28 protein-coding genes are annotated in these 26,751 nt (G+C 70.3%); 12 read left to right on the top strand and 16 right to left on the bottom strand.

All coding sequences use genetic code 11. The features are described from left to right. Positions 1–20 precede the first annotated feature (20 nt). From D7I44_RS04265 to msrB, 9 genes are all read right to left on the bottom strand, one after another. On the bottom strand, positions 21–2,789 hold the full coding sequence (locus tag D7I44_RS04265) for a molybdopterin-dependent oxidoreductase (protein ID WP_120788345.1): 2,769 nt from the start codon (positions 2,787–2,789) through the stop codon (positions 21–23). After that, positions 2,786–3,592 (bottom strand): FAD binding domain-containing protein, encoded by an 807-nt coding sequence (locus D7I44_RS04260; RefSeq protein ID WP_120788344.1) that lies wholly within the window; start codon positions 3,590–3,592, stop codon positions 2,786–2,788. Before D7I44_RS04260 ends, D7I44_RS04265 begins: the two co-directional genes overlap by 4 nt. A gap of 56 nt (positions 3,593–3,648) precedes the next feature. Continuing rightward, a complete protein-coding gene (locus tag D7I44_RS04255; RefSeq protein WP_120788343.1) occupies positions 3,649–4,146 on the bottom strand; it encodes a MogA/MoaB family molybdenum cofactor biosynthesis protein in 498 nt (165 codons plus the stop codon). Continuing rightward, a complete protein-coding gene (moaC, locus tag D7I44_RS04250) occupies positions 4,116–4,613 on the bottom strand; it encodes a cyclic pyranopterin monophosphate synthase MoaC (protein WP_120788342.1) in 498 nt (165 codons plus the stop codon). Before moaC ends, D7I44_RS04255 begins: the two co-directional genes overlap by 31 nt. After that, complete coding sequence (locus D7I44_RS04245) at positions 4,606–5,790, bottom strand: molybdopterin molybdotransferase MoeA (RefSeq protein WP_120788341.1); 1,185 nt, start codon at positions 5,788–5,790, stop codon at positions 4,606–4,608. Before D7I44_RS04245 ends, moaC begins: the two co-directional genes overlap by 8 nt. Continuing rightward, complete coding sequence (locus D7I44_RS04240; protein ID WP_120788340.1) at positions 5,787–6,653, bottom strand: ABC transporter permease; 867 nt, start codon at positions 6,651–6,653, stop codon at positions 5,787–5,789. Before D7I44_RS04240 ends, D7I44_RS04245 begins: the two co-directional genes overlap by 4 nt. A gap of 10 nt (positions 6,654–6,663) precedes the next feature. Next, complete coding sequence (gene modA / locus D7I44_RS04235) at positions 6,664–7,470, bottom strand: molybdate ABC transporter substrate-binding protein (RefSeq protein WP_120788339.1); 807 nt, start codon at positions 7,468–7,470, stop codon at positions 6,664–6,666. Further along, on the bottom strand, positions 7,467–7,868 hold the full coding sequence (locus tag D7I44_RS04230) for a TOBE domain-containing protein (RefSeq protein WP_120788338.1): 402 nt from the start codon (positions 7,866–7,868) through the stop codon (positions 7,467–7,469). Before D7I44_RS04230 ends, modA begins: the two co-directional genes overlap by 4 nt. A 144-nt stretch (positions 7,869–8,012) precedes the next feature. Next, positions 8,013–8,432: a peptide-methionine (R)-S-oxide reductase MsrB gene (msrB, locus tag D7I44_RS04225; protein ID WP_120788337.1), complete on the bottom strand. Its 420-nt coding sequence runs from the start codon at positions 8,430–8,432 to the stop codon at positions 8,013–8,015. A 60-nt stretch (positions 8,433–8,492) separates the two neighbouring features. Between msrB and D7I44_RS04220 the strand changes: the two genes are divergently transcribed. The 5 genes from D7I44_RS04220 (at position 8,493) to groL (ending at position 12,049) form a co-directional block, all read left to right on the top strand. Next, positions 8,493–8,993 carry a GNAT family N-acetyltransferase gene (locus D7I44_RS04220; protein WP_245980002.1) on the top strand — a complete coding sequence of 167 codons (501 nt, stop codon included), beginning with the start codon at positions 8,493–8,495 and terminating at the stop codon, positions 8,991–8,993. 4 nt (positions 8,994–8,997) lie between these two features. After that, positions 8,998–9,255, top strand: a complete 258-nt coding sequence (locus D7I44_RS04215) for a DUF3263 domain-containing protein (protein WP_120788335.1) — start codon at positions 8,998–9,000, stop codon at positions 9,253–9,255. Between the two features lie 64 nt (positions 9,256–9,319). After that, positions 9,320–9,868 (top strand): LytR C-terminal domain-containing protein, encoded by a 549-nt coding sequence (locus D7I44_RS04210; protein WP_120788334.1) that lies wholly within the window; start codon positions 9,320–9,322, stop codon positions 9,866–9,868. Between the two features lie 166 nt (positions 9,869–10,034). Then, the gene (locus D7I44_RS04205) at positions 10,035–10,238 is read left to right on the top strand and encodes a cold-shock protein (RefSeq protein ID WP_120788333.1); all 204 of its coding nucleotides are present in this window, start codon (positions 10,035–10,037) and stop codon (positions 10,236–10,238) included. 191 nt (positions 10,239–10,429) lie between these two features. After that, positions 10,430–12,049 (top strand): chaperonin GroEL, encoded by a 1,620-nt coding sequence (groL, locus tag D7I44_RS04200; protein ID WP_120788332.1) that lies wholly within the window; start codon positions 10,430–10,432, stop codon positions 12,047–12,049. Between the two features lie 293 nt (positions 12,050–12,342). Here groL and D7I44_RS04195 read toward each other — a convergent pair whose 3' ends face one another. From D7I44_RS04195 to D7I44_RS04185, 3 genes are all read right to left on the bottom strand, one after another. Beyond that, positions 12,343–12,639, bottom strand: coding sequence for a WXG100 family type VII secretion target (locus tag D7I44_RS04195; protein ID WP_120788331.1), 297 nt, complete (start codon positions 12,637–12,639; stop codon positions 12,343–12,345). Between the two features lie 127 nt (positions 12,640–12,766). Next, complete coding sequence (locus tag D7I44_RS04190; RefSeq protein ID WP_120788330.1) at positions 12,767–14,539, bottom strand: sensor histidine kinase; 1,773 nt, start codon at positions 14,537–14,539, stop codon at positions 12,767–12,769. A gap of 58 nt (positions 14,540–14,597) precedes the next feature. Further along, complete coding sequence (locus D7I44_RS04185; RefSeq protein ID WP_120788329.1) at positions 14,598–15,290, bottom strand: response regulator transcription factor; 693 nt, start codon at positions 15,288–15,290, stop codon at positions 14,598–14,600. A gap of 85 nt (positions 15,291–15,375) precedes the next feature. Between D7I44_RS04185 and D7I44_RS04180 the strand changes: the two genes are divergently transcribed. The 5 genes from D7I44_RS04180 (at position 15,376) to D7I44_RS04160 (ending at position 20,628) form a co-directional block, all read left to right on the top strand. Further along, complete coding sequence (locus D7I44_RS04180) at positions 15,376–16,620, top strand: NAD(P)/FAD-dependent oxidoreductase (protein ID WP_120788328.1); 1,245 nt, start codon at positions 15,376–15,378, stop codon at positions 16,618–16,620. Beyond that, the gene (folP, locus tag D7I44_RS04175) at positions 16,617–17,549 is read left to right on the top strand and encodes a dihydropteroate synthase (protein WP_120788327.1); all 933 of its coding nucleotides are present in this window, start codon (positions 16,617–16,619) and stop codon (positions 17,547–17,549) included. The genes D7I44_RS04180 and folP overlap by 4 nt, the downstream gene beginning before the upstream one ends. Beyond that, a complete protein-coding gene (locus D7I44_RS04170; RefSeq protein WP_120788326.1) occupies positions 17,546–18,304 on the top strand; it encodes a pyrimidine reductase family protein in 759 nt (252 codons plus the stop codon). Before folP ends, D7I44_RS04170 begins: the two co-directional genes overlap by 4 nt. A 186-nt stretch (positions 18,305–18,490) precedes the next feature. Beyond that, a complete protein-coding gene (locus D7I44_RS04165) occupies positions 18,491–19,270 on the top strand; it encodes a nucleoside phosphorylase (protein WP_120788325.1) in 780 nt (259 codons plus the stop codon). Further along, positions 19,267–20,628, top strand: coding sequence for an 8-oxoguanine deaminase (locus tag D7I44_RS04160; RefSeq protein ID WP_120788324.1), 1,362 nt, complete (start codon positions 19,267–19,269; stop codon positions 20,626–20,628). Before D7I44_RS04165 ends, D7I44_RS04160 begins: the two co-directional genes overlap by 4 nt. A 5-nt stretch (positions 20,629–20,633) precedes the next feature. Here D7I44_RS04160 and D7I44_RS04155 read toward each other — a convergent pair whose 3' ends face one another. Genes D7I44_RS04155 through D7I44_RS04145 form a run of 3 tightly spaced genes read right to left on the bottom strand, consistent with a single transcriptional unit; the run spans position 20,634 to position 24,403 of the window. Next, on the bottom strand, positions 20,634–22,283 hold the full coding sequence (locus D7I44_RS04155) for a DNA repair helicase XPB (protein WP_120788323.1): 1,650 nt from the start codon (positions 22,281–22,283) through the stop codon (positions 20,634–20,636). A gap of 18 nt (positions 22,284–22,301) precedes the next feature. Next, the gene (locus D7I44_RS04150) at positions 22,302–24,110 is read right to left on the bottom strand and encodes a helicase-associated domain-containing protein (RefSeq protein WP_120788322.1); all 1,809 of its coding nucleotides are present in this window, start codon (positions 24,108–24,110) and stop codon (positions 22,302–22,304) included. A gap of 26 nt (positions 24,111–24,136) precedes the next feature. Then, positions 24,137–24,403 carry a hypothetical protein gene (locus D7I44_RS04145; protein WP_120788321.1) on the bottom strand — a complete coding sequence of 89 codons (267 nt, stop codon included), beginning with the start codon at positions 24,401–24,403 and terminating at the stop codon, positions 24,137–24,139. A gap of 75 nt (positions 24,404–24,478) precedes the next feature. Here D7I44_RS04145 and D7I44_RS04140 point away from each other — a divergent pair, with 75 nt between their 5' ends. Together D7I44_RS04140 and D7I44_RS04135 are read left to right on the top strand one after the other, a co-directional pair. After that, on the top strand, positions 24,479–24,859 hold the full coding sequence (locus D7I44_RS04140) for a cold-shock protein (protein WP_120788320.1): 381 nt from the start codon (positions 24,479–24,481) through the stop codon (positions 24,857–24,859). A gap of 2 nt (positions 24,860–24,861) precedes the next feature. Further along, positions 24,862–25,503 (top strand): DUF3027 domain-containing protein, encoded by a 642-nt coding sequence (locus D7I44_RS04135; protein ID WP_245979999.1) that lies wholly within the window; start codon positions 24,862–24,864, stop codon positions 25,501–25,503. A gap of 83 nt (positions 25,504–25,586) precedes the next feature. Here D7I44_RS04135 and serC read toward each other — a convergent pair whose 3' ends face one another. Further along, on the bottom strand, positions 25,587–26,699 hold the full coding sequence (serC, locus tag D7I44_RS04130; RefSeq protein WP_120788319.1) for a phosphoserine transaminase: 1,113 nt from the start codon (positions 26,697–26,699) through the stop codon (positions 25,587–25,589). Positions 26,700–26,751: the final 52 nt, after the last annotated feature.

Raw genomic sequence — 26,751 nt, 5'->3', positions numbered from 1 at the left:
CAGGGTGTTAGGGGCGGCCCCTACGAATCCTCGCCGCGCGCGAGCGCCCACACAGCATCCCGAGTCAGCTGCGTCGAGTGCGGCCGTACCCCGAGCGCATCCCGTATGGCATTCGCGAGCGCGGGGGCGACCGGGTTGTATGGGGCCTCGCTCATCGACTTCGCCCCGCGCGGCCCGAGCAGGTCGTAGGTGTCGGCGAAGAACACCTCGGTCAGCGGAAGGTCCGCGTACTGCGGAATGTGGTACTGCCGCAGCACCGGCGTCTCGACGACGCCGCCCCGCACGATCAGGTGCTCGTACAGCGTCGAGCCGATCGCCTGCGCGACCCCGCCCTCGAGCTGCCCGCGCAGCTGCTCGGGGTTGATCACGGTGCCGGCGTCTGCGGCGTGGACGGATTGCAGGATCCGCACCTCGCCGGTCGCCCGCGACACAGCCACGCGGAAGCCCTGCACATTGAACGCGACCGAGCGCGGGGTGCCATCGTTGCTCGCCTTCTGGGTGACCTGCCCGGTGCGCGGCGCGAGTGCGGCGACGAGCGCGTCGAACCCGATCCGCCCGCCGCCTGGCCCGATGACCCCGTCGCGATCGAGTGAGCATGATGCGGCGGGCACTCCGAGCAGCTCGGCCCCGGCCGTGACGAGCCGCTCGCGCAGACCGAGCGCCGCCGAGTGCACGGCCCGACCGGCCACCACCGTTCCCGCCGACCCGAAGGCGCCGGTGTCGTAGCCGGTCACGTCGGTGTCCGACTGCCGAATGGCGACCCGTGCGGCATCCGTGTTCAACGCCGTTGCGGCGAACTGCACGTGCGCAGTCGTCGTGCCGTTGCCGAACTCGCTCGTGCCGACGGACACGAGATAGCGGCCAGAGGCCTCAACAGAGACGGCTGCCTCGGCGAAGTGCCCCCGCGGCGGCAGCGTCGCGATCATCGCGAGAGCGAGCCCCGTGCCCTCCGCCCACTCGGGCCCGGCCGGCCGCGACACGGGCGCGAGCGGCAGCCCGCGCGGCTCCCACGACGCCGCAGCGCTCAGCTCCAGCTGCTCCTCGACCCAGTCGAGGCACTGGTCGAGGCCGTAGCTGCCGATCTCGAGATCGCCCTGCACCCCGCCGCCGAACCCGTCGTCGGCGGTGATCATGTTGCGTCGCCGCAGCTCGGCTGGCGCCACGCCGAGCCGCAGCGCGAGCTCGTCGATCGCCGACTCGATCGCGAACATCACTTGCCCGAGCCCATAGCCGCGGAACGCCCCTGACGGCACGTTGTTGGTGTAGACGCCCTCGACGTGCACGCGTTTCGCGCCCCAGCGGTACAGCTCGGTCGACTCGGTGACGGCGTGATGCAGCACCCCGCGGGTGTGGTTGCCGTATGCGCCGGCGTCCGCGAGCACATCGAGATCGAGGGCGGTGAAGCGCCCGTCGGCGTCGGCGGCGATCGAGACGGTGAGCCGCATCGGGTGCCGGGTCGGGGTGACCGTGAGCGTGTCGGCGCGCGTCAGCTCGTACTCGACGGGCGCGCCCGTCTTCAGCATCGCGAGCAGCACGAGGTCTTCGACGAGGAGCTCCTGCTTGCCGCCGAAGCCGCCGCCGACCCGGCCGGTGAGCACGCGCAGCTGCTCGGTCTCGAGCCCGAAGATGTGCGCGAGCTCCGCGCGCACGAGGAATGGCACCTGCGTGCTGGTGCGGATCACATATCGCCCGTCGGCGTCGACCCAGCCGCGCGCGCCCGGCGTCTCGAGCGCGATGTGGGTGACGCGGTGCGTCTCGAAGGTGCCGGTGTACCGCTGCGCGGCGGATGCCAGCGCCGCATCCACCTCGTCGGCGCGCTCACCGTCGTCGAAGCTGATCACGAGGTTCCGCGAGGCGTCGTCGACGCGATCGCCGGCCGTGCGCCCCGGGTGCAGCGCGGGCGCGCCTGGCCGCCGCGCTTCGTCGGGGTCGTACACCGCGGGGATCAGCTCGTACCCGACCTCGATCAGCGTGCACGCCTGCTCGGCGATGCGCCGCGACTCAGCCACGACCGCGGCGACGCGCTGCCCGCGGAAGCGCATGACGGTGTCGATGACGACCGTGTCGTCCGGATCGTCCCCGCGGTGCTCGTGCCGCGCCGTCGAGAACCGCACGGTCGGCGAGTCTGCGGCCGTCAGCACGGCGCGCACACCGGGAAGTGCGAGCGCGCGCGACGCATCGAGGTGCACGACCCGTGCGTGCGCGTGCGGGCTGCCGAGCACGGCGACATGCAGCAGGCCTGCGGGCGGCTCGACATCGAGCGTGTAGGCCTCCTCCCCAGCGACCACGCGCCGCGCAGCGGGCGGCGCGATCGGCTGGCCATAGGCCGCGTCGCCGTTGCTGATGCCCGCGGGGGCGGTGTTCCGCGCGCCGACGACCGCGTCGCCGATCGCACGGTACCCCGTGCACCGGCAGAGGTTGCCCTTGAGGGCCTGGGGCAGATCGGCGAGCTCGTCGTCGCCGAGGGTCGACGCGGCGACCACGAACCCGGCCGTGCAGTACCCGCACTGGAAGCCCCCCGCTGCGACGAACCGCTCCTGCACCGGGGCGAGCTCCTCGGAAGTCCCGAGACCGTGCGCCGTCGTCACCTCGTGCCCGTCTGCGCGATGCGCCGGGATGATGCACGAGTTCACCGCCTGCCCGTCGAGCAGCACGGTGCACGCCCCGCAGTCGCCCGCGTCGCAGCCGCGCTTGACGTCGTAGTGCCCGAGCCCGCGCAGCACCGTGCGCAGCACCTGGCCGGGCTGCGGCTCGTATTCCTCAGGCGACCCGTTGACGGTGAATCTCACGCGGCCCCCTCCAGCTCGTCGCGCACCTCGCCCGCGAGCCGCACCGCCATCGCCCGGCGCCATGCCGCCGAGCCGTGCGGGTCGGCGTACCAGTCGCCGAGGGCGTCGACGGCACCCGCCAGCTCGCCCGGCTCAGGCATCCGCTCGAATCTCAGCACACCGGGTCGCGCGCGTGCGCCTGCCACGACGACGGCGAGGTCGGATGCCTCTCGCCGGCCGGCCACGAACACGCCCGCGCGCCCCAGGGGAGCCAGCGCGATCCTGCGCCACGCCACGCGAGCCTCGAGGGCGGCGGCGGGAATGTCGACGGCGCGCACGAGCTCGCCCGGCTCGAGCGCGTTGAGCCCGGCCCCTGTCACGAAGTCCGCCGCGGCGATGCGGCGCTTCCCGCCCGGCCCCCACACCTTGATCGAGGCGTCGAGCACCGCGGCGAGGGCGGGGATCGGGCTCGCGGGCGCGGAGAAGCACAGGTTGCCGCCGACGGTCGCCGTGCGCCACACCTTGGCGCCCGCGAGCAGCGAGCGCACCGCCTGCGCGAAGACCGGGCTGGCGGTGCCGCCTAGCTCGGGCCTGATCGCGTTCAGCTGTTCGAGTGTGCAGGTCGCGGCGACGCGCAGACCGCCGTCGCGCCGGCGCTCGAGCGGCACCCAGCCCATCGTCATGAGGTCCACGACGCCGGTGACGCCGGGCTGCGGCTCGCTGTACAGCCAGGTGCCGCCGCCGAGGAACACCTCGCCGGGGGCGAGCGCCAGCTCGTCGCGGCTGCGCGGCGTGCGCACCGAGGCGAGTTGGGTCAGGTCCATTGGAGTACTCAATCACGGCGCCGTTTCCGGGGCGTGACGGCGGGCGCGAGCGCGCCTCAGCGCTGGTGGTCGCCGCCCGCGATCTGGTCGAGTGCGTGCAGGTAGAGCCCGTCGAGCACCTCGAGCCCGTCGCGTACTCCGCCGGCCGAGCCCGGCAGGTTCACGATCAGCGTCCGCCCTGCCACGCCGACGACCCCGCGGCTGAGCAGCGCGTGCGGGGTGCGCGTGGCGCCGACGCGACGGATCTCCTCCGCGAAGCCGGGCAGCTCGAGGTCGAGCACGGCGCGGGTGTGCTCGGGGGTGCGATCGGTCGGGCTGACGCCGGTGCCGCCCGAGGTGACGACGATGAGCAGCCGCGCCGAGACGGCGCCGCGCAGCGCGGCCTCGACCCCTGGCCCGTCGGGCACGACGCGCCGCGACGTGTCGAAGCCGCGCTCGGTGAGCCACGCATAGATCATCGGGCCGGTGGTGTCGTCGTAGACACCCGCCGCGGCCCTGGTCGAGACGGTGAGCGCGAGCGCGGTCATACGGTTCGAGCCTGTGCTGATCGCCATGGGCCCGACTTGCCCCCGTCCTTCTCGAGCACGCGCACATCGGTGATGACGGCGGCCTTGTCGACCGCCTTGATCATGTCGTACACGGTGAGCGCCGCGACCGACACCGCGGTCAGCGCCTCCATCTCGACGCCGGTGACCCCGACCGTCTTGACCGTCGCGCGGATCTCGACGCGGTCGCCTGCTGCGACCAGTTCGACATCGGCGCCCGTCAGCGGCAGGGGGTGGCAGAGCGGCACCAGCTCGGGTGTCCTCTTGGCCGCCATGATCCCGGCGATGCGGGCGACGGCGAGCGCCTCGCCCTTCGGCAGCTTCCCCTGTGCGATGAGCTCGACCACGTCAGGGCGGGTGAGAACGGATGCCGCGGCCACGGCCCTGCGCGCGGTGACCTGCTTGGCGCTCACGTCGACCATGTGCACGGCGCCGTCTGCGCGGACATGCGACAGCGCGTCCGGTGCGTCACTCATCGATCCTCCAGACCTCGACCACCTCGCCGGCCTCTGCTCGGGTGAGACCGACCGGTAGGTGTACCAGTGCGTCGGAACGAGCGTACGCCGCAAGCAGGTGCGAGCTCACGCCCCCGACGAGTTCGACGGTTCCCGCGTCCGTCAGGCGTCCGCGGCGCACCTGGTGCTTGGCCGCAGGCGAGTCGACGGATGCGGAGAGCGGAAGCCGCAGGACCGGCCGGTCGCCGCGCAGCAGGGGCCGCAGGAACAGCTCGAACGACACGAGCGAGCTCACGGGATTCCCCGGGAAGCACAGCACGGGGGTCGGGGCGCCCGCGACCGTGATGGCGCCGAGGCCCTGGGGACCGCCGGGCTGCAAGGCGACGGAGCCGAAGCGCACGCCGAGCGGCTCGAGCGCGTCGCGCACCACCTCGTGCGCGCCGGCGCTGACGCCGCCGCTCGTGACGACGAGGTCGACCGGGCCGGCCGCCTCGAGCGCGAGCCGCAGGTGGCCCGGCTCGTCGCTGTACACGCCCGTCGCGAGTGCGATTCCACCGGCGAGCGTGATCGCAGCCGACAGCGACACCGCGTTCGCGTCGTAGATCGCTCCTGGGGCGAGCGGCTCGCCGGGCTCCGCGAGCTCCGCGCCGGTCGAGACGATCAGCACCCGCGGCCGTGCCCGCACGGGCACCGTGGTGAGTCCGGAGGCGGCGAGGGCGCCGAGCTGCGCGGGCCCGAGCACTGTTCCCGCCTCGAGCAGCACGGCTCCGGCGGCCAGGTCGCTGCCGCGGGCGCGCACGAAGCTGCCGGGCTCGACCGGAGCGGGCAGCTCGACGGTGTCGTCGACGGCGGCGAACTCGCCGGGGGCTCCGACGGCCTCGACGGGCACGATCGCGTCAGCGCCGAGGGGCACGGGGGCACCCGTCATGATCGCGACCGCGCCGCCCGGGAACGCCGTGATCGGGTCGCCCGCGGCGACGTGGCCGCTGACGCGAAGCGGGCCGGCCGCGGCATCCGCTCGCACGGCGTAGCCGTCCATCTGCGAGTTGTCGAACGGCGGAAGGTCGATCGGCGTGCGCACGTCGTCCGCGAGCACGCGGCCGAGCGCGGCGCCGAGCGGCGGATATTCGGTGGCAGGACGCCAGTGCGAGCTCACCAGTGCGCGAACGGCGGCCTGGTGCTCGGCGACAGTGCTCATGGGACCACGGTATTGCGCTCTCTGCTCCGTTCGCCGCGAGGGTCGTCATTGAACACGTCGAGGAGCTCGGCGAGCGCGGCGTGGCGCCACGGCTGACCGGCCACGAGGACGACGACGAGCGCGATCACGACGAGCAGCAGCGACAGCGCGACGGCCGCGTCGGGGTTGAGGTTGTTCTGCAGGTAGATCTCGAGCGGCAGCGTGCGCGTGACGCCCTGCAGCGATCCGGCGACGGTGATCGTCGCGCCGAACTCGCCGAGCGACCGCGCGAACGACAGCACCGCGCCCGACACGAACGCGGGCCCGAGGCTCGGCAGGGTGATCTTGAAGAGCACCTGCGTGCGGCTCGCGCCGTACGCGAAGGCGATCTCGTCGTGCGTCTCGGTGACGGTGCGCAGTGCGCCCTCGAGGCTGATCACGATGAACGGCAGCGAGACGAACGCCTGGGCGAGCACCACCGCCGCGGTCGAGAACGGCACCTGCAGGCCGAGCCGCAACAGCGTCGGCCCGAGCAGTCCGCGGCTTCCGACCGTGTAGAGCAGGGCGAGGCCGCTCACGACCGGTGGCATCACGAGCGGTACGAGCACGAGGGCGCGGGCGATCGACTGGCCGGGGAACCGCCCGCGTGCGAGCACGACGGCCATCGGTACGCCCAGCACGACGCACACCACGGTGGACGACAGTGCGGTGAGGATGCTGAGCCGCAGCGCCGCCAGCGACGACGTCGAGGTGATCAACTGCCCGAAATCGGGCCAGTCGACATGCGTGACGATGGCGATGAGCGGCAGCAGCACGAACACCGCGCCGAGCCCCGCCGGCACCCAGAGCCAGGCGGGGTAGCCGCGTCGGCCACGCCCGTTCACAACTGCGAACCTACTTGGGCGGCGCCCCGAAGCCGGCGTCCTTCAGCAGCTTCTGGCCGGCCGAGCCGGTGACGTAGGCGATGAACTTCTTCGCGAGCGCGGCGTTCTTCGATGACGCGGTCGCCGCGATCGGGTACGTGTTGATCGCCTGCTGCGCCTCGGGGAAGTCCACCCCGGTCACCTTCGAGCCCGCGCCCTTGACGTCGGTGACGTAGACGACGCCCGCATCGGCATCCCCGCTCTCGACCTTCGCGAGCACGTCGCCGACGTTCTGCTCCTGGCTGATCGGCTTGAGCGTCGTGCCCGTCGCCTTCTCCACCGCCTCTGTGGCGTTGCCGCACGGGACGCCGTCGGCGCACACGTCGACCTTGAGGCCCGGTTTCGCGAGGTCGGCCCAGCCCGTGATGTTCTTCGGGTTCCCCGGTGCGACCGCGATCTCGAGCACGTTGGTCGCGAAGTCGACGGGGGTGCCGGAGATGAGGTTCTGGCTGACCGCGTTCTGCATGTTCTTCTCGTCGGCCGAGGCGAGGATGTCGGCGGGCGCCCCTTGGGAAAGCTGGGTCACGAGGGTCGAGGTGCCGTTGTAGCTGTATTGCACCGTGACGCCTGGGTTCGCGTCTTCGAACGCCTTTCCCAGCGTGTTGAACGTCGCGGTCAGGCTGGTCGCCGCGAACACGGTCAGCGTCTGAGGCGTCGGGGGAGCCGACGTCTTGGCCGGTGCGCTCGACGGGCTCGCGCCGGAACCTGACCCTGCACACCCGGCCAACAGCAGTGCCGCCCCGATCGCAGCCGCCGCGAGCGCGACTCTTCCCTTCATCGTTCCTCCATGGTCTCGACGCTGACATTGGTCGCTTTGACGACGGCGGTCGCGAGCTTGCCGACCTCGAGCCCGAGCTCGCGGGCCCCCTCGGCGCTGATCAGCGACACGATGCGGTGCGGACCGGCCTGGATGTCGATCTGCGCCATGACACCGTCGAGCTGCACGCGGGTGACGATTCCCACGAAGTGGTTGCGTGCCGAGCTGAGCACCGGTGACGGGTCTGGTGCCGCCTTCGCGCGCTCGACGGCGAACGTCGCGAGGCTGACGCCGTCGACCGTCTGCGGCCCGTCGCCGTCGGTGCTCGCGGTGAGTTCGCCGCGCTCGATGAGCCGGCGCACCGTGTCGTCGCTGACACCGAGAAGCGCGGCCGCCTCAGAAATCCGCAGTTGCGTCATAAATGACGACCATAGTGCCGCAGGTGCGGAAAAGGGATCCCTCGATAAGCGATCCCTTATCGCTGTGTGCGCGGGTGAAAACGCGCGTGCGCGGGAGAAACCGGACCCGCGAACGCGTCGTTTCTCCCGCGCACGCGGTGAGTGTCAGCCCTCGGGCGTGAACGCCAGCGAGATCGAGTTCATGCAGTAGCGGTCGCCCGTCGGGGTGCCGAAGCCGTCGGGGAAGACGTGCCCGAGGTGCGAGCCGCAGTTCGCGCAGCGCACCTCGGTGCGCAGCATGCCGAGCGAGCGGTCCTCGATGAGTTCGACGGCCTCGGGGCGCACGCTCTCGTAGAACGACGGCCAGCCGCAGCCCGAGTCGAACTTCGTGCCGCTCTTGAACAGCTCGGAGCCACAGGCCGCACAGGTGTAGATGCCTGCGCGGTCCTCGTCGAGCAGCTCGCCGGTCCACGGGCGCTCGGTCGCGGCCTGGCGCAGCACGGCGTACTGGTCGCGGCTCAGCTCCTCACGCCACTCGGAGTCGCTCTTCGTGACCTTGTAGTTGGTGGACGAGACCTCTCCCATGCCCATTCCTCTCTGCTCTCGCGGCTCTTGTGGAGCCTTCACCTAAGTAAACTCGCCCGGGTGTCCGAAAGTTCCGTGATCTGCAAAGCATTCGACGAGCTCACGACCCGGGAGCTCTACGAGATCGCGAAGCTGCGCACCGACGTCTTCTTCGTCGAGCAGAGGGTCGATGAGACCGAGCTGGACTACCGCGACCTCGAGCCGCTGACCCGGCACTACTGGATCGCGGACGACGATGGCTCGGTCCATGCCTACCTGCGCACACTGTGGGACGAGGATCCCCAGCACCGCGTGGCTCACGTGGTCATCGGGCGTGTGGTGACCAGGGCGGATGCCAGGGGCAGGGGTCTCGCCAGCAGGCTGCTCACCGCAGCGATCGCCGACAACCCGGGCCATGATCTTCTGCTGCACGCGCAGGAATACGCGCAGTCTCTCTACGCCAAGGCCGGCTTCGAGCCGTACGGCGAGGTGTACCTCGAGGCGGGCATCCGCCATATCGGCATGTATCGCGTCGCGACCGGCGTTGCCGCAGAGCCCGTAGCCCTCTCATCGTTAGCCTGAGCCCATGCCTCCCGCCCCGCTCAACGACCTCGAGGTCGCCGTGCTGGACTTCGAGCGGGAGTGGTTGCAGGGGCCGGCGGCGAAGGAGCAGGCGATCCGCTCCCAGTTCGGCCTTTCGGGCGCCCGCTACTATCAGATCCTCGGTCGGCTGATCGAGACCCCTGCAGCGCTCGCCTACGACCCCCTTCTTGTGAGGCGGCTGCTGCGACAGCGAGACGAGCGGCGCGAGCTGCGCGCCACTCGCACCCGGCCGATCGACTGACCCCGACCGAGGAAGGACCTCCCCCGAGCGCATGGCCCAGAATTTCCCGAAGGATCGCTTTGATGTGGTCCCGGCCGATCTCGAGCGCGTCGGCGCTCACCGGGCGCCCCAGCATCGCGGGCGCGGGCTGCTCTGGCTCGTGTGGTGTCTCGTCGCGATCCTCGTGATCGTCGGCGCAGGGTGGATCTATCTGCGCGTGCTCGACAACAACCTGTTCGGCGAGCACCCGACTCCGCAGGCGACCGTGACCGAGACGGCCGGTCCGACGGGCACGCCCAGCCCGACGGCGACTCCGACGCCGACGGCGACCCCGACCCCCACTGCGACGATCGTGCCGACCGCCCAGCTGAGCGTGCTCAACGGCACCGGCCGGGCCGGGCTGGCGGCCAAGGCCGCGACGAAGCTGAAGAGCGCCGGCTGGAGCGCGGTGACGACCGGCAACGCGCCGCAGACCGCGCCGACGACGACCGTGTACTACTCGGACCCGGCGCAGCGCGGTGTGGCGCTCGGCGTCGCGCAGTCGCTCGGGGTGACGACGGTCACGCAGTCGGCGCAGTTCGCGAACGACGGCGCCGTGGTGACCGCGGTGCTCGGAGCCGATTACGCGGGCTGATCCTGCGCGAGTGTTACGCCGATATGACGATGTCCGATCGGCGCCGTAACCATTTGACCGATTCGGCCCCAGCCGCGGATTCCGGCGTTTCCGTCTCGCTACGATCGGGCGCACAGTGACGCGACGTATCGGTGTGCGCGTTACGGGAACAAGCAATGGAGAAACGATGGCGAACGGAACCGTGAAGTGGTTCAACGCTGAAAAGGGCTACGGCTTCATCACGGTCGACGGCGGAGGCCAGGACGTGTTCGTCCACTACTCCGCCATCGACATGAGCGGGTACAAGAGCCTCGAAGAGGGCCAGCAGGTCGTGTTCGAGGTCGGTAGCGGCTCCAAGGGCCCGCAGGCGGAGTCGGTGCGGCTGGCCTAGGCGCACACCAACTCGCAGTTCGAAAGCCGCCCGGCAGCTCGCCGGGCGGCTTTCGCCATTTCAGATATGACGGATGCCTGCCCGGTTTCTTGCACTCGCGTAGGGAGAGTGCCAGAATCAATTTGGCACTCGTGCGTTTTGAGTGCTAACGACATCTTTCGCTGCTACGTCCGGGAGGGACGAGAAACAACATGGCAAAGATCATTGCTTTCGACGAGGAGGCGCGTCGCGGCCTCGAGCGCGGTCTCAACCAGCTCGCCGACGCCGTCAAGGTGACCCTCGGCCCGCGCGGCCGCAACGTCGTCCTCGAGAAGAAGTGGGGCGCCCCCACGATCACGAACGACGGTGTCTCCATCGCCAAGGAGATCGAGCTTGACGACCCCTACGAGAAGATCGGCGCCGAGCTCGTCAAGGAGGTCGCCAAGAAGACCGACGACGTCGCCGGTGACGGCACGACCACCGCGACCGTTCTCGCCCAGGCGCTCGTCCGCGAGGGCCTGCGCAACGTGGCGGCCGGCGCCGACCCGATCAGCCTGAAGAAGGGCATCGAGAAGGCCGTCGAGGCGGTCACCGCCGAGCTCATCGCCGGCGCGAAGGAGGTCGAGACGAAGGAGCAGATCGCTGCGACCGCCTCCATCTCCGCCGCAGACCCCGAGATCGGCGAGCTCATCGCCGAGGCGATCGACAAGGTCGGCAAGGAAGGCGTCGTCACCGTCGAGGAGTCGAACACCTTCGGAACCGAGCTCGAGCTGACCGAGGGCATGCGCTTCGACAAGGGCTTCCTGTCGCAGTACTTCGTCACCGACCCCGACCGCCAGGAGGCGGTGTTCGAGGAGCCCTATATCCTCATCGCCAACCAGAAGATCTCCAACATCAAGGACCTTCTGCCCATCGTCGACAAGGTGATCCAGTCCGGCAAGCAACTGCTGATCATCGCAGAAGACGTCGACGGCGAGGCTCTGGCGACGCTGATCGTCAACAAGATCCGCGGCATCTTCAAGTCGGTCGCCGTCAAGGCCCCCGGCTTCGGCGACCGCCGCAAGGCTCAGCTGCAAGACATCGCGATCCTGACCGGCGGCCAGGTCATCTCCGAGGAGATCGGCCTCAAGCTCGAGAACGTCACGCTCGACCTGCTCGGCCAGGCACGCAAGGTCGTCATCACCAAGGACGAGACCACCATCGTCGAGGGTGCCGGCGACGCCGACCAGATCGCCGGCCGCGTGCAGCAGATCCGCAACGAGATCGAGAGCACCGACAGCGACTACGACCGCGAGAAGCTGCAGGAGCGCCTCGCCAAGCTCGCCGGCGGCGTGGCCGTCATCAAGGCGGGCGCGGCCACCGAGGTCGAGCTCAAGGAGCGCAAGCACCGCATCGAGGACGCAGTCCGCAACGCCAAGGCCGCTGTGGAAGAGGGTGTCGTCGCCGGCGGTGGCGTCGCCCTGATCCAGGCCGGCAAGATCGCGTTCGAGAAGCTGCAGCTCACGGGTGACGAGGCCACCGGCGCGAACATCGTCAAGGTCGCCATCCAGGCGCCGCTCAAGCAGATCGCCACCAACGCGGGCCTCGAGCCGGGCGTCGTCGCGGCCAAGGTCGCCGAGCTGCCAGTCGGCCACGGCCTCAACGCCGCCACCGGCGAGTACGGCGACCTGCTCGCGCAGGGCATCATCGACCCGGCGAAGGTCACCCGCTCGGCGCTGCAGAACGCCGCGTCGATCGCCGGCCTGTTCCTCACCACCGAGGCCGTCGTCGCCGACAAGCCCGAGAAGGTCGCGGCTCCGGCCGGCGACCCGACCGGCGGCATGGACTTCTAAGTCCAGGCTTCCGTCTCACGTAGACAGCGAAGAGGGGCGCTCCCGTAGGGGGCGCCCCTTTCGTGTGTCCGCCGCGCCCAGCGGAAGGGGTTCGGCCGACTTGGCGGCGAGTTGCCGCCTGTGTGTGGCGTGTTGCACGGAATCTCTTCCCTTGGACAGCTGATTTTCCGGCCCTCACGCGTTACAGCGCTGATGGCGAACGCCCGACGGCAAGACGCACGATTCGTCACACCGAACCGACCTTCGAGTGTGACGAATCGTGCGTCTTGTGACGAATCGTGCGCCCGCCCGCCCTACAGCCCGGCTGCGAACATCTGGTAGTTGCGCAGCTCGCTCTCCTGATACTGCTGGGCGGCCGATGTCAGCACCTGCTGCAGCTGACCCATCTGGGTCTCGATGGTGCGCTGAGTTGCGGTCCAGCCCGCGAGCACCTGCTGGAACGCGCTGGCGGCCTGGCCGGACCACGACCCCTGCAGCGCGGTGAGTGTCGCGGTCAGGTGGGCGGCATCGCCGCGCAGCTGCTCGAGCGTGGCCTGCGCCGAGCGGGTGGCGTCGAGAACCGCGGTGCTGTCGACTTGGAACGTGGTCATGGCTTCCTCCGATGGGATCGATGAAACGGATGCCTGGACGCTAGCCCGGCGGAGGAATCCGTCATCGCCGGAAAGCCGCGGAATCTGGACAGCTGCGCCATTCCGCCGCCTGTGAGCGGGAGGACGTCTACAACGCGGCGTCGGAGAGGGGAAGCAGCACGCGGAAGGTGGCGCCGCCACCGGGCGTCTCGACGACGGCGACCGAGCCCTTGTGCGCGTGGATGATCGAGGTCACGATCGCGAGCCCGAGGCCGCTGCCGCCGGTCTCGCGCGTACGCGAGGTGTCGGCGCGCCAGAACCGCTCGAAGATCTTCTCGCGGATTTGCGGCGGGATGCCCTCGCCGTGGTCGACCACCTCGACGCACGCGCGTCGCGTGGCAAGGTCGGCTGTCACCCGCACCTCGATCGGCGAGCCGTCGGGTGTGTAGCGCACCGCGTTGCCGATGAGGTTGCCGAGCACCTGTCGCAGCTTGTTCTCTTCGCCGAGCACGAGCGCGGGAACGGTGTGGGGCTCGGGGATGTCCTCGAGCTCGAGCGGCATCGTCTCGGCCATCGAGATGTCGTCGGTGCGTCGAACCGGCCCGCGCCTGCGCAGCCGGGCGAGCGCGCTGGCCGTGAACCCGATCGGCCCGGTGGGCGAGTCCGCACCGGCGCGCTGTGCGGGCGAGGTGCGGCGGATGCCGCCGCGCTGCGCGACCCGCGTGAGCCCGGTCGCGGCCGGCGGCACGCGCGCGCCGACCACCGGGATCACCTGCGTGGGTGTCGGGTCGTCGCTCGCGGACGGCCCGGGCGCGGGGGGAGCGGCGGGCGGCAGATCGACCACGACGCCGAAGTGCCGGGTCGGGTGGGCCGCCCTGGCATCCATTGCCGCGTCATAGGCCAAAGGCAGCAGGTCGACCTGCGCGAGCTGCAACGGGCGCGTCTCATCGAGGCGGGCGAGCTCGAGCAGGTCCTCGACGAGGCCGCCCATGCGCAGCGCCTCTTTCTCGATGCGGCCCATCGCACCCGCGACGGCCGCCTCGTCCTGCAGGGCGCCCATGCGGTACAGCTCGGCGTAGCCGCGCACCGACACGAGCGGCGTGCGCAGCTCGTGGCTCGCGTCGCCGACGAAGCGTCGCATCTGCTCGATCGTGCGAGCGCGGTCTTTGAAGGCGCGATCGATGCGCGAGAGCATCGTGTTGAGCGAGCGGTTGAGGCGCCCGACCTCGGTATTGGGCTCGGCGCCGCCGAGGCGCTGGCTGAAATCGCCGTCGGCGATCGCGGCCGCGGTGCGCTCGACCTGGCGCAGCGGCGCGAACGTCGTGGTGACCAGCATGCGCGTCAGGACGGCCCCGACGACGACCACGATGACGCCGAAGCCCAGGAAGATCGTCAGATACGCGGCCATCAGCACGTCGATCGAGTTCGTCGAGGTGGCGACGATCGCCGAGCCGGCCTGGTTGTCCGACGCGTAGCTGATCGACACGCACCGAGCGCGGTACTGCACGGTGCCGTCGTTGCTCGCCAGATAGAAGTTGTCGCCTGCTCGGCAGGCCGCCTTGAGATCGGCGGGCAGCGTCGTGCCGACCGACGGGCGCAGGTCGCTCGACTTGGTGCGCCAGTTGTAGCCGAGCAGCTTCCCGCTCGAGTCGTAGATCGCGAGAAAATAGGCGCTCGACTCGCCGTCGGGGCTGACCTGGTCGTTGCCGGTCGACTCGCTGTCGAGCATCGCGTTGATGCTCGACGACGTCGATGAGGCCTCGAGCTGCTGGTCGAGCTGCGAGATCAGCACCGGCTTGAAGAGCAGGGTGGTGCCGATTCCGGTCAGCAGCAGGCCGAAGGTGAGCACCAGCACGGTCACGCCGGTGATCTTCGTGCGCAGCGAGATGGAGTTCCACGCTGCGAGCAGTGACCGGTGCATAGGTCTCGAAAGCTACTCCGGGTTGCTGAGCGGATGCCTCAGGCATCCGCCCGCGGCTCTAGGCCTTGCCTGCCTTCAGCATGTAGCCGAAGCCGCGCTTGGTCTGGATGAGCGGCTCGCTCGAGTGCGCGTCGACCTTGCGGCGCAGGTACGAGATGTAGCTCTCGACGATGCCCGCGTCGCCGTTGAAGTCGTACTCCCACACGTGGTCGAGGATCTGCGCCTTCGACAGCACGCGGTTCGGGTTCAGCATCAGGTAGCGCAGCAGCTTGAACTCGGTGGGGGAGAGCTCGATGGGGGCGTCGCCGACGAAGACCTCGTGCGTGTCCTGGTCCATCGTGAGCTCGCCGGCACGGATGATCGCATCGTCGTCCGCCTGCATGGTGCGGCGCAGGATCGCCTTGATGCGCGCGACGATCTCGTCGAGGCTGAACGGCTTGGTGACGTAGTCGTCGCCGCCGACGGTGAGGCCCGTGATCTTGTCCTCCGTATCGTCCTTCGCGGTGAGGAACAGGATCGGTGCGGTGTAACCGGCGCCCCGCAGGCGCTTGGTGACGCCGAAGCCGTTCATGTCGGGCAGCATCACGTCGAGGATGATGAGGTCTGGCTCTTCCTCGAGCACGGCCGAGATGGCCTGGGCGCCGTTTGCCACGGCACGGACGGCGAAACCCGCGAAGCGAAGGCTGGTGGTCAGAAGATCGCGGATGTTCGGCTCGTCGTCGACGATCAGAATTCGAGGACCTGCGTTCATACCTACCATTCTCTGATGGTTTCCTGAATTCCGCCAGGGAGGATTTTGAACGCGAAGTATGTCCGCCGCGGAATAGGCTCGGGGCATGACGACACGGCGCTTCGTGATCATCGGCGGCGGCCTGGCAGCGGCGACGGCGGCCGAGACGCTGCGCGACGAAGGCTTCGACGGCGACATCATGGTGATCGGGGCCGAGCGCCACGTGCCGTACCTTCGGCCGCCGCTCTCGAAGGAGTACCTGAACAACCCGGCGAAGGAGCCGGCCGAGACCTACGTGCACCCGTGGGACTGGTACCACGAGCACGATGTGCACGTGCTCACGGGTACCCTCGCGGTCGAGCTCGACCTGGTCGACAACCGCGTGATCCTCGATGAGACGTCGTCGGTCGGCTTCGAGAAGGCGCTCATCGCGACCGGCGCGAAGCCGCGAACGCTGCAGCTCCCGGGCGCAGACGCGGCCGGTGTCTACTACCTGCGCACCCTCGACGACAGCGAGGAACTGCGTGAGGCCTTGCGCCAAGGCGGCCGCAAGGTCGTCGTGCTCGGCACGGGCTGGGTCGGCATGGAGACGGCGGCTGCCGCCCGGAACTACGGCAACGACGTGACGGTGATCGGGCGGGGCGCCGTGCCCCTCTCGGGCGGCGTCGGCCCGGAGCTCGGCGCGATCTACGGGCAGCTGCATCGCGATCACGGCGTCCAGTTCAAGCTGCAGCGCGGAGTGCGCGCGCTCGTCGTCGCCGAGACCGGCGGTGGCCCCGCCGTCACGGGCGTCGCGACCGACAACGACGGCGAGGTGATCCCGGCAGACATCGTCATCGTCGGGTACGGCGCGGCGCCGAACACCGAGATCGCCGAGGACGCCGGTCTCGACGTGAAGGACGGCGTGCTGGCATCCGCCGCCCTCGTCACGTCGAATCCGCTGGTCTACGCAGCCGGGGATGTCGCGAACGCCGTCCACCCGGTCCTAGGCCGGCGCCTGCGCAGCGAGCACTGGGCGAACGCGATCGGCGGCGGCCGCACGGCTGCGAAGTCGATGCTCGGGCAGGACGTCGTCTACGACGATGTGCCCTACTTCTACAGCGACCAGTACGACGTCGGCATGGAGTACGCCGGCTACGTTCCGCTCGCGGCGGACACGCAGCCCGTGTTCCGCGGCGACGTCGCGGCGCGTGAGTTCATCGCCTTCTGGGTCTCGGGCGGGCGGCTCGTCGCGGGGATGAACGTGAACGTGTGGGACGTCTCCGACGACATCCAGGAGCTCATCCGCAGCGGCCGCGCGGTCGATCTGGCGAAGCTGACAGACCCGAACGTTCCCATCCTCGAGGCATGACGGCAGCGTCCTCGCTCTACGCGCCGCCGCTCATCGATCCGGTGCGCCGCATCGGCGCGCGCACCTTCGACTTCTCCCGCGAGGTCGCCGTCATGGCGGTCGTGAACCGTACGCCCGACTCGTTCTACGACAAGGGCCGCACCTTCGGCCTCGACGCCGCGGTCGCCGCCTGCGTGCAGGCGGCGCAGGCAGGCGCCGACTGGGTCGACATCGGCGGCGTGCCGTTCGCGCCCGGCCCGGCGCTCTCCACCGAGGACGAGGCCGCCAGGGTCGTCCCCGTCATCGAGGCGGTGCGGGCCGTGAGCGACGTCGTGATCTCGGTCGACACCTTCGACGCGCGGGTCGCGCGGGCGGCACTCGCGGCCGGCGCCGACGTGATCAACGACACCACCGGACTGCACGACCCCGAGCTGGTGCGGGTGATGGCGGATACGGATGCCGCACTCGTCGTCACCCACTCGCTGGCGGCGCCCCGTGGCGCCGGCCCGAGAACGCAGTTCGCGAAGCCGGTCTACGGCGACGTGGTGGCCGAGGTGCGGGACTTCCTCGCCGAACGGGTCGCCTACGCGGTGGCTTCGGGCGTGGCGTCCGACCGCCTCATCATCGACCCGGGGCACGATCTGAACAAGAACACGCTCCATTCGCTGGAGCTCACCAGGCGCCTCGCCGAGATCGCCGAGCTCGGCCACCCGGTGCTCGCGGCGGTGTCGAACAAGGACTTCGTCGGCGAGACGCTCGACGCGCCGCGCGGCGAGCGTGTCAGCGGGTCGCTCGCGGCGGCGGTGGTCGCGATCATGCGGGGTGCGCGCATCGTGCGCATGCACAACGTCCGCGAGTCGGTCGCCGCGGTGCGCATGACCGAGGCCATTCTGGGGTGGCGTGCGCCGACAGGCGCGCTGGTGCACAACATGGGTGAGGAGAACGCGTGAGCTCTGTGCGCATCGACCGGGTGGTGCCGACCTCCGTCCTCGACGCCGACGATCAGCAGCTGCTGGACTGGTACGACGCGGGCGCCGTGCACGCCGACGGCCGTCCGTGGGTGCGGGTCAACTTCGTCGCGTCGATCGACGGCGCCGTGACGCGCGACGGCACGAGCGGCCCGCTCGGCGACGCGGCCGACCACCGCGTGTTCGATCTGCTGCGGCGTCTGGCCGACGTCGTGCTCGTCGGCGCGGGCACGGTGCGCAAGGAGGGCTACGGCGCGCTGCGCCTGAGCGATGCGGATGCCGCATGGCGCGTGTCGCACGGGCGGGCCGCCCAACCGGTGTTCGCGATCGTGTCGGCCGAGCTCAGCCTCGGGCCTGCGGCGTCGATCTTCGCCGAGGCGCCGGTGCGGCCGATCGTGCTGACGACCGCCGACGCGCCGGACGACCGGTTCCAGGCGCTCAGCGAGGTCGCGGACGTCGTGGTCGCCGGGGTCGACCTGGTCGAACCGTCCTTCCTGCTCGAGGAGTTCCAACGTCGTGGTCTGCTGCGGGTGCACTGCGAGGGCGGCCCGACGCTCACGGGGCTGATGCTCGCCGACGGCGCGATCGACGAGATCTGCCTGACGGTGACCCCGACCCTCGAGGGCGGCGACGCGGGCCGGGTCACCGGTGCGGTGCCGTCGGACCCGCAGGGCATGCGCCTCGCGCAGGCCCTGAACTCGGGCTCGACCCTCCTCCTCCGCTACGTCCGCGACTGACCGGCCGCCTCACCGCCTCCGTGCGCGGGTGAAACGCCGCTTCCGCGGTCGCAGTCTCTCCCGCGCACGGGCGGTAACACCCGCGTAACCGCACGCGCCTAGGCTCGCCCACAGCGTGTCCTATCACCATGGCCGGCGCCGGCCGGCTCCAGGGCGGGGACCAGAGCCTCGAACAAGGAGCACGTGATGGCTGAACCTACCCTCGACGTCGTCGACAAGTCCGCGGTGGGCGCCGATGCCCGCCAATTCCACATCGGTGTCGCCCCCGGCGAAGTGTCCACCGTCGCGTTGCTTCCCGGCGACCCGTTCCGCATCCCGCTGATCGCCTCGTTCCTCGACGACGTGGTCGAGGTCGCGCACAACCGCGAGCACCGCACGATCGTCGGCACGTACAAAGGTCGCCGCATCACGGCGACGTCGACCGGCATGGGGTGCCCGTCGACGGCGATCGCGGTCGAGGAGCTCGCCAGGGTGGGCGTCACCTCGTTCATCCGCGTCGGCAGCTCTGCGGCGCTGCAGCCGGGCATCGCGCCGGGCGAACTGCTCGTGAGCGAGGGCACCCTGCGCAACGACGGCACCACGGCGGCCTACGCCCACCCCGGCTACCCTGCCGTGCCGGACACCGAGCTGACCGTCGCGCTCAGTCGGCACAGCGAGCGGATCGCCGCAGCCGCGGGCTCGTCATCGCACCGGGGCATCAATGCGAGCGACGACGCGTTCTACGCCGAGACCCCGGAGTGGATCGCCCAGCTCAACCGGCTCGGCGTGCTCAACGTCGAGATGGAGAGCTCGGCGCTGTTCGTCGTCGCGCGCCTGCGCGGCCTGCGTGCCGGCATGGTGTGCTCGTGCTCGAGCAACCTCGTCTCGGGCATGAGCCTGTACGGCGACACCCACGGGCTGCTGCACGCCGGCTGGCTGCGCAGCATCGAAGCCGCGCTCGAGACCGCGGTGGAGCTCGAGCTGTGACAACGCGCACCCTGATCGAAGGCGGCCACATCGCGACCGTCGATACGAACGGCGGCGAATACGCCAGCGGCCACCTCGTGATCGACGACGGCCGGATCACAGCGGTCGGCCCCGGGCCGGCGCCGCATGAGCTCGCCGAAGGTGCCGAGCGCATCGACGCGCGCGGATGCCTCGTCACCCCAGGCCTCGTCAACACGCACCACCATCTGTACCAGTGGCTCACCCGCGGTCTCGCGCAGGACGCGATCCTGTTCGACTGGCTGGTGGCGCTCTATCCCCTGTGGTCGTGCATCAACGCCGACGTGGTGGGGCGCGGCGCTGCGGCCGGAATCGCCACGCTCGCAGTGTCGGGGTGCACCACGGTCGCCGACCACCACTACGTGTTCCCGGCGGGCAGCGGCGATCACGTGGGCGCCCTCGCTCAGGCATCCGCTCGCATCGGCGTGCGCCTGCACGCCACGCGCGGCTCGATGGACCTCGGCGCGAGCGACGGCGGTCTGCCGCCGGATTTCGCGGTCGAGAAGACGGATGCCGCGCTCGCGGCCTCTGCGGAGGCGGTGGCCCGCTACCACGATCCCTCGCCCGCCGCGATGGTGCGGGTCGCCATCGCGCCGTGCTCGCCGTTCAGCGTGACCACCGAGCTGCTGCGCGAGAGCGCCGTGCTGGCGCGCTCATTGGGCGTGCGGCTGCACACCCACGGCTCGGAGACAGTGGAAGAGGCGGCGTTCTGCGCGGAGCGCTTCGGCATGGGTCCGACCGACTACTTGGAATCCGTCGGCTGGTTGGGCGACGACGTCTGGACGGCGCATGGCGTGCACCTCGACGCACACGACATCGCGCGCTATGCGGCTTCCGGCACAGGAGTCGCGCACTGCCCCTCGTCGAACGCGCGGCTCGCCGCCGGCATCGCGCCGGTGCGGGAGCTGCTGCGCGCCGGGGTGCCCGTTGGGCTCGGCGTCGACGGCGCCGCGTCGAACGAGTCCGGCCGGCTCGCACCCGAGATCCGGCAGGCGGTGCTCATGGCCCGGCTGCGCGACGGCGCGGATGCCCTCGGGTCACGCGCGGCCCTGCGCGTCGCGACGATAGGCGGAGCTGCCCTGCTCGGCCGTTCGGCCGAGCTCGGCTCGCTCGAGAGGGGGAAGCTCGCCGACGTGGCGGTCTGGCGCATCGACGGCGTCGCCCACGCGGGCCTGTACGATCCCGTCGCGGCGCTCGGCCTCGCCGACACTCCACCGCTCGAGCGTCTGCTTGTGGGTGGCCGCACCATTGTCGCGGGCGGCGAGCTGGTGACGGCGGATGCCGCAGCCCTCGCACGTGACGCCGCCGCGGCCACCCGCGAGCTCGCGACGCGCGCCTGACATCGCTACGCGGCGATCGCGTCGAGGGAGTGCGAATCGAGGATCGTGTAGGAGTAGCCCTGCTCGGCGAGGAACCGCTGCCGGTTCTGCGCGAAATCCTGGTCGACGGTGTCGCGCGCGACGAGCGTGTAGAAGTTCGCCGACAGGCCGGACTCCTTCGGCCGCAGCAGGCGGCCGAGGCGCTGCGCCTCCTCCTGCCGCGACCCGAACGAGCCGGACACCTGAATGGCGACGGTCGCCTCCGGCAGGTCGACCGAGAAGTTCGCGACCTTGGAGACGACGAGCACCTTGAGCTCGCCGGTGCGGAACGCCTGGAACAGCCGCTCGCGCTCGTCGACCGGGGTCGCCCCCGTCAGCTGCGGGGCTCCCAAGGCATCCGACAGGGTCTCGATCTGGTCCAGGTACTGGCCGATGACCAGAATCCGCTCGCCCTCGTGCCGCTTGACCAGCGAGCGCACCACGTCGAGCTTCGCCGGCGCTGTTGCAGCGAGGCGATACCGCTCGTCGTCGGCCGAGGCGGCGTACTCGAGCCGGTCGGAGGGCGGCAGGTCGACCCGCACCTCGTAGCACGCGGCGGGAGAGATGAAGCCCTGGGCCTCGATCTCCTTCCAGGGGGCGTCGAAGCGCTTCGGGCCGATCAGCGAGAACACGTCGCCCTCGCGGCCGTCCTCCCGCACGAGCGTCGCCGTCAGGCCGAGGCGCCGGCGGGCCTGCAGCTCGGCGGTCAGCTTGAACACCGGCGCGGGCAGCAGGTGCACCTCGTCGTAGACCACAAGACCCCAGTCGAGCGCGTCGAGCAGCGCGAGGTGCGCGTACTGGCCCTTCCGCTTCGCCGTGAGGATCTGATAGGTCGCGATCGTGACGGGCTTCACCTCTTTGGTCTGACCCGAGTATTCGCCGATCTCCTCTTCCGTGAGCGAGGTGCGGCGCAGCAGCTCGTCCCGCCACTGGCGGGCTGAGACCGTGTTCGTGACGAGAATCAGCGTGGTGGTCTTGGCTGTCGCCATGGCGCCTGCGCCGACCAGCGTCTTGCCTGCGCCACAGGGCAGCACGACGACGCCCGAGCCGCCTTCGAAGAAGTTCTCGACGGCCTTGTTCTGATAGTCGCGCAGATGCCAGCCGTTTTCCGCGAGGTCGATCGGGTGCGGCGTTCCCGGCGTGTAGCCGGCGAGGTCTTCGGCCGGCCAGCCGAGCTTCACGAGTTCTTGCTTGAGGGCGCCGCGCGCCCACGCCTCGACGGAATAGGTCTCGTCGTCGACGCGCCGCGGCAGCAGCGGCGCGATGCGCTTGGCAGAGGCGACCTCGGTGAGCACCGCGCGGTCGTTGCTCTTCAGCACGAGCGCACCGTCGGCGTCGCGCTCGATCACGAGCTTGCCGTAGCGCTCGACGGTCTCGCGCATGTCGACCGCCACCGACTGTGGCACCGGGAACTTCGAATAGCGGTCGAGCGTCGCGAGCATGTCCTCGGCGCGATGGCCGGCTGCGCGCGCGTTCCACAGGCCGAGCCGGGTGATGCGGTAGGTGTGCACGTGCTCCGGCGCCCGCTCGAGCTCGGCGAAGACGGCCAGGTCGTGGCGCGCGTCTTCGGCCAGTGGGTGCGCCACTTCGAGCAGCACGGTGCGGTCGCTCTGGACGATGAGGGGTCCGTCAGCCATAGGGAACGAGCCTACCGCCTACGGTGCACGAACTCCCTTGATGCTCTTGAGCGGCAGGGTGCGCTCGATGTCGGCCTTGCGGTCGCGCCCGCGCAGCCGCCCGCCGCCGACACCCGTCGGTTCGAGCATGAAGTCGAGCTCGGAGCCGTCGGGCATGCCGACGGTCACGATCAGCGGCACCCGCGCTTTGACAGCGGTCTCGAGTTGGCGGGACAGCCACGCCTCCGGCGACTGGGCGGCCTCGGTCGCGGCCGCCTCGCGCAGGTGGGCGACAAGTGTGGCCGCCCTGTCGACGACCGGAATCGCGTCGGTCGCCGGTGCGTGTCGCTTCTTGACGCCGACGATGCGCCCATTGCCGTCTTCAGCGGCGACCGGGTAGCGCGCGTCGGCGAGCGCCCAGTACACGACGTCGCGCGGGAAGCGCGTGACCAGCTCTGTTTCGGCGATGCGGGCGAAGCCGAGCGACGCGAACGCCTGGTCGACTGCGATCGCCCCGATGAGATCGGCGTCGACCGAGCGCACCGACGCGCGCATGCGCGCGTCTGACGCGTTCTCGCGCACGCGGATCAGCCCGTAGCGCTTCACGGCTTCATCGATCAGGTAATCGAGGGGCTGGGGGATGCCGGTGAGCGACACGCTCGTCAGGAAGGAGCGGATCGACTCGGCCGTCTCGCCCGCGCCGATGGCCCGCTCGAGGCTCGCGGCGGTGACGCGATAGCTCGACGCCAGCGCGCGGCTCTCGACGTCGGCCACGCGGCGCAGGTGCGCGTCGAGGCTCGGCACCAGAGGGCCCGGGCTCACGATCGTCAGATCGTGCTGCAGGTAGACCTTGTCGACCTCGGCCGGCAGCAGCCGCGACATCGCGGTCGCGGCGGCCGCGGGTCCGGCGTCCAGCAGGGCGGCGCCCGCAGCGCTCGGCAGCTCGCCCGCGGTGATGCCGAGCAGCTCCGCGGATGCCTCGAAGCGCTCCACCGCGCGTAGCAGCGGCTCGCCGGAGGCTGGGTAGAACCACGCCAAGGTCTCGTGCAGGGCGCGACCCCACGGCTGGTGGGTGCGGCCGCCGAGCAGGTGCCTGATCGAGGGCGGCACGGCCTCGAGCCAGGTCGCCGCAAGAGCTTGCCAGCGTTCGGCCGTCGTGCCGGTGAGCCACTCCTCGGCGGCATCCGTCGTCAGCCAGAGCGAGCCGTCACGCGCCACCAGGCCAGCGAGCTCTGAGAGCCACACCGCGACGGGCACGGCATCGGCGTCGACCGCCATCGCGGCGGCGAGGCGACGCCCATCGGGCAGGCTCAGACCGCCCTTCTGCAGCTCACGGGCCGGCTCGCGCTCGAGCTCGCCGAACATCTCCGCGAACGCGGTGACCGACTGGAACGCGCGTTCGGAGGCGAGCTGGTCTGTGGTCGGCCGGGCGTCGGTGTCCACCGCGGCGAGCGCGGTGGGCGGTGTCTCGGTCAGCAGCTGCTGCGCGCTCGGCAGCCCCTCGTGCGGCCACGCAGCGAGGCGCTCGCGCACGGCCTCGTACGGCACCCAGCCGCTCTCGGTCTCTTCGATGAGCGCCCGGCCGGCCAGCGTCGCGAGGTGGGCTGCGGTCGAAGCATCCGCCTCATCGACCCGCTGCCCGTTCGTGAGAGACGCCAAGGTCGCCAGCGTGGGCCGGTCGAGACCCGTGAGCGCGTGCTGCACGGCCGGGTGCTCGAGCAGCGCCTCTGCGAGGTCGAAGAAGTCGTCGATCTTCGGCCGCAGCGGCAGCCGCTGGGCGATGATGCGCCGCAGCGCCTCGTCGTCGAGGGCCGCCAGACGGGAGGCGAGTGTGAGAGTGCTCGTCATCGTTCTCCCCGCCCCGTCGCCGCGGCCTACTTGGACTGCCGCGGATTGTGGCGCCGGTGCTCGATCGCACCGACGACGAACAAGGCAATTATGCCGAGCGCTCCCAACGGAAGCGCGACCAGCGGGAAGAACTGGACGAAATACTGCAGCTGCGTGGTGGGTATCTTCATGCCTGCACCACCGACGATCAGCAGGATCACGATCGCGATCACCGAGAGTCCGATCAGGATCAGGCTGAAGAACGCGAGAGAGCGCTGCAGTCGACTGGCAGGGGGACGGGACTCGTCGGGCACGAAATCAAGGATAATTGAATCCGGCCTCGGGGCGGCCAATCCCGACCGAGGCTGGAACAGACGAAAGAGGTATCGATGCCCACCGGACGGGTCAAGTTCTACGACGAGGAGAAGGGCTTCGGCTTCATCGCAGGCGATGACGGCCAAGAAGTCTTCCTGCACGCCACGGCACTGCCCGCTGGCACGCAGGTCAAGGCGGGCGCCCGCCTCGAATACGGCATCGCCGACGGCAAGCGCGGTGCGCAGGCCCTGTCGGTGCGGGTCATCGAGGCCCCGGTCAGCCTGACGCGCACGCGTCGGCCCAAGGCCGACGACATGGCGGCAGTGGTCGAGAGCCTGATCCAGGTGCTCGACGGCATCGGCAACGACCTGCGTCACGGCCGCTACCCGTCGAAGGCGCACGGCACCAAGGTTGCGCAGGCGCTGCGCAAGGTCGCCGACGACCTCGAGGCGTGAGCGTGAGCGACGAGCTGAACACCGGGATCGATGCGGATGCCTCGGCTGAAGCATCCCTCGCCCCCGAGCCCATCGCCGACGAGGTTCTGCTCGGTGCCGTCGATGCGGCTCGTGCGGCGCTGATCGAGATCACGCCGGCGGCCACTGTGGGCGCGCCCGTCGGACACCTGGTCGAAGGCGAGCGGGTGCTGTCGCTGCTGTTCGAGAACACGATGACCGGCTACCCGGGCTGGTTCTGGACCGTGTCGCTGTCGCGCGAGCCGGACTCGAGCGAGGTGAACGTGCTCGAGGCCGAGCTGATGCCCGGTGACGACGCCTTGCTCGCGCCCGACTGGGTGCCGTGGGCCGACCGCCTCGCCGAGTACCAGGCGCAGAAGAAGGCGGAGCGCGAGGCCGCGGCTGTCGCGGGCGAGCCGGAGCCCGACGACGACTTCCTCAGCGACTCCGATTCCGACGATGAGTCGGACGAGGAGCTCGATGACGACGAGTCGGATGAGCTCGGCGATGACGACGACGATGTGGACGTCGATGACCTCGACGTCTCAGACCTCAACGATTTCGACGACGAGGTCGACGACTTCGATGAGTCATCCGACCTCCAGGGTGCGGAAGAGGCCGCTCTCGCCTCCGACGAGGAGGAGTGACCGAGCGCCAGCGGCGCACTTTACGCGGAGGGGCACACCGGATTCGGAATCCGATGTGCCCCTCCGCGTTTTGTGTGCCCGTTCTAGCCGAGGTGCTCGACCACGTACTCGATCGAGCGGATGAGCTGAGCGACGTCGGCCGGGTCGATCGACGTGAACGTCGCGACGCGCAACTGGTTGCGGCCGAGCTTGCGGTACGGCTCGGTGTCGACGATGCCGTTCTCGCGCAACGCCTTCGCGACGGCCGCCGCGTCCAGCCCATCGAAGTCGATCGTCGCGACGACCTGCGAGCGGTCGGCCGGGTCGGCGACGAACGGCGTCGTGTACGACGTGGCCTCCGCCCAGCTGTAGAGCTGGTCGCTCGACTGCTTGGTGCGGGCGGACGCCCAGGCGAGTCCGCCGTTGTCGTTGATCCAGTTGAGCTGCTCGTCGAGCAGGATGAGCGTCGCCACCGCGGGCGTGTTCAGCGTCTGGTTGAGGCGCGAGTTGTCGACGGCCTGCTTGAGGCTCAGGAACTCGGGGATGTAGCGGTCGGATGCCGCGATGCGCTCGATCCGCTCGATGGCTGCCGGCGACATGGCCGCGAGCCAGAGGCCGCCGTCGGAGGCGAGGTTCTTCTGCGGCGCGAAGTAGTAGACATCCGTCTGCGCCACATCGAAGTCGATGCCCGCCGCGGCGCTCGTCGCGTCGATGACCGTCAGCGCGCCGTCGTCGCCGACGACCCGTTCGATCTTCGTCGCGACGCCGGTCGAGGTCTCGTTGTGCGGCCAGGCGTAGACGTCGACGCCGTCGGTCACGACTGCCTTCGCGCTCTGCCCGGCCGGCGCGTCGATGACGCTCGGCTTCTCGAGCCAGGGGGCCCCGGCGGCCTTCGCGAACTTCGAGCCGAACTCGCCGAAAGTGAGGTTCTGGGCGCGCTTCTCGATCAGACCGAACGCGGCGGCGTCCCAGAAGGCGGTCGAGCCGCCGTTGCCGAGGATGATCTCGTAGCCATCCGGGAGGCGGAAGAGCTCGCCGAGCCCGTCGCGCACGCGGCCGACCAGCGACTTCACCGGGGCTTGGCGGTGGGAGGTTCCGAGCAGCTCGGCGCCGCGCGTCACGAGCGCGTTCACCGCCTCCTGCCGGATCTTCGAGGGGCCGCAGCCGAAACGGCCATCAGCGGGGAGCAGTTCGTCAGGCAGGGTGATGCTCGGCATGCGACCAGCTTATTGGCCGGGGCTGTGCGCACCTTCCAACTAGGCTGTAATG

It is taken from the genome of Gryllotalpicola protaetiae, assembly GCF_003627055.1.
Lineage (GTDB): Bacteria > Actinomycetota > Actinomycetes > Actinomycetales > Microbacteriaceae > Gryllotalpicola > Gryllotalpicola protaetiae.
This window is presented reverse-complemented; position numbering and strand designations above follow the sequence as displayed.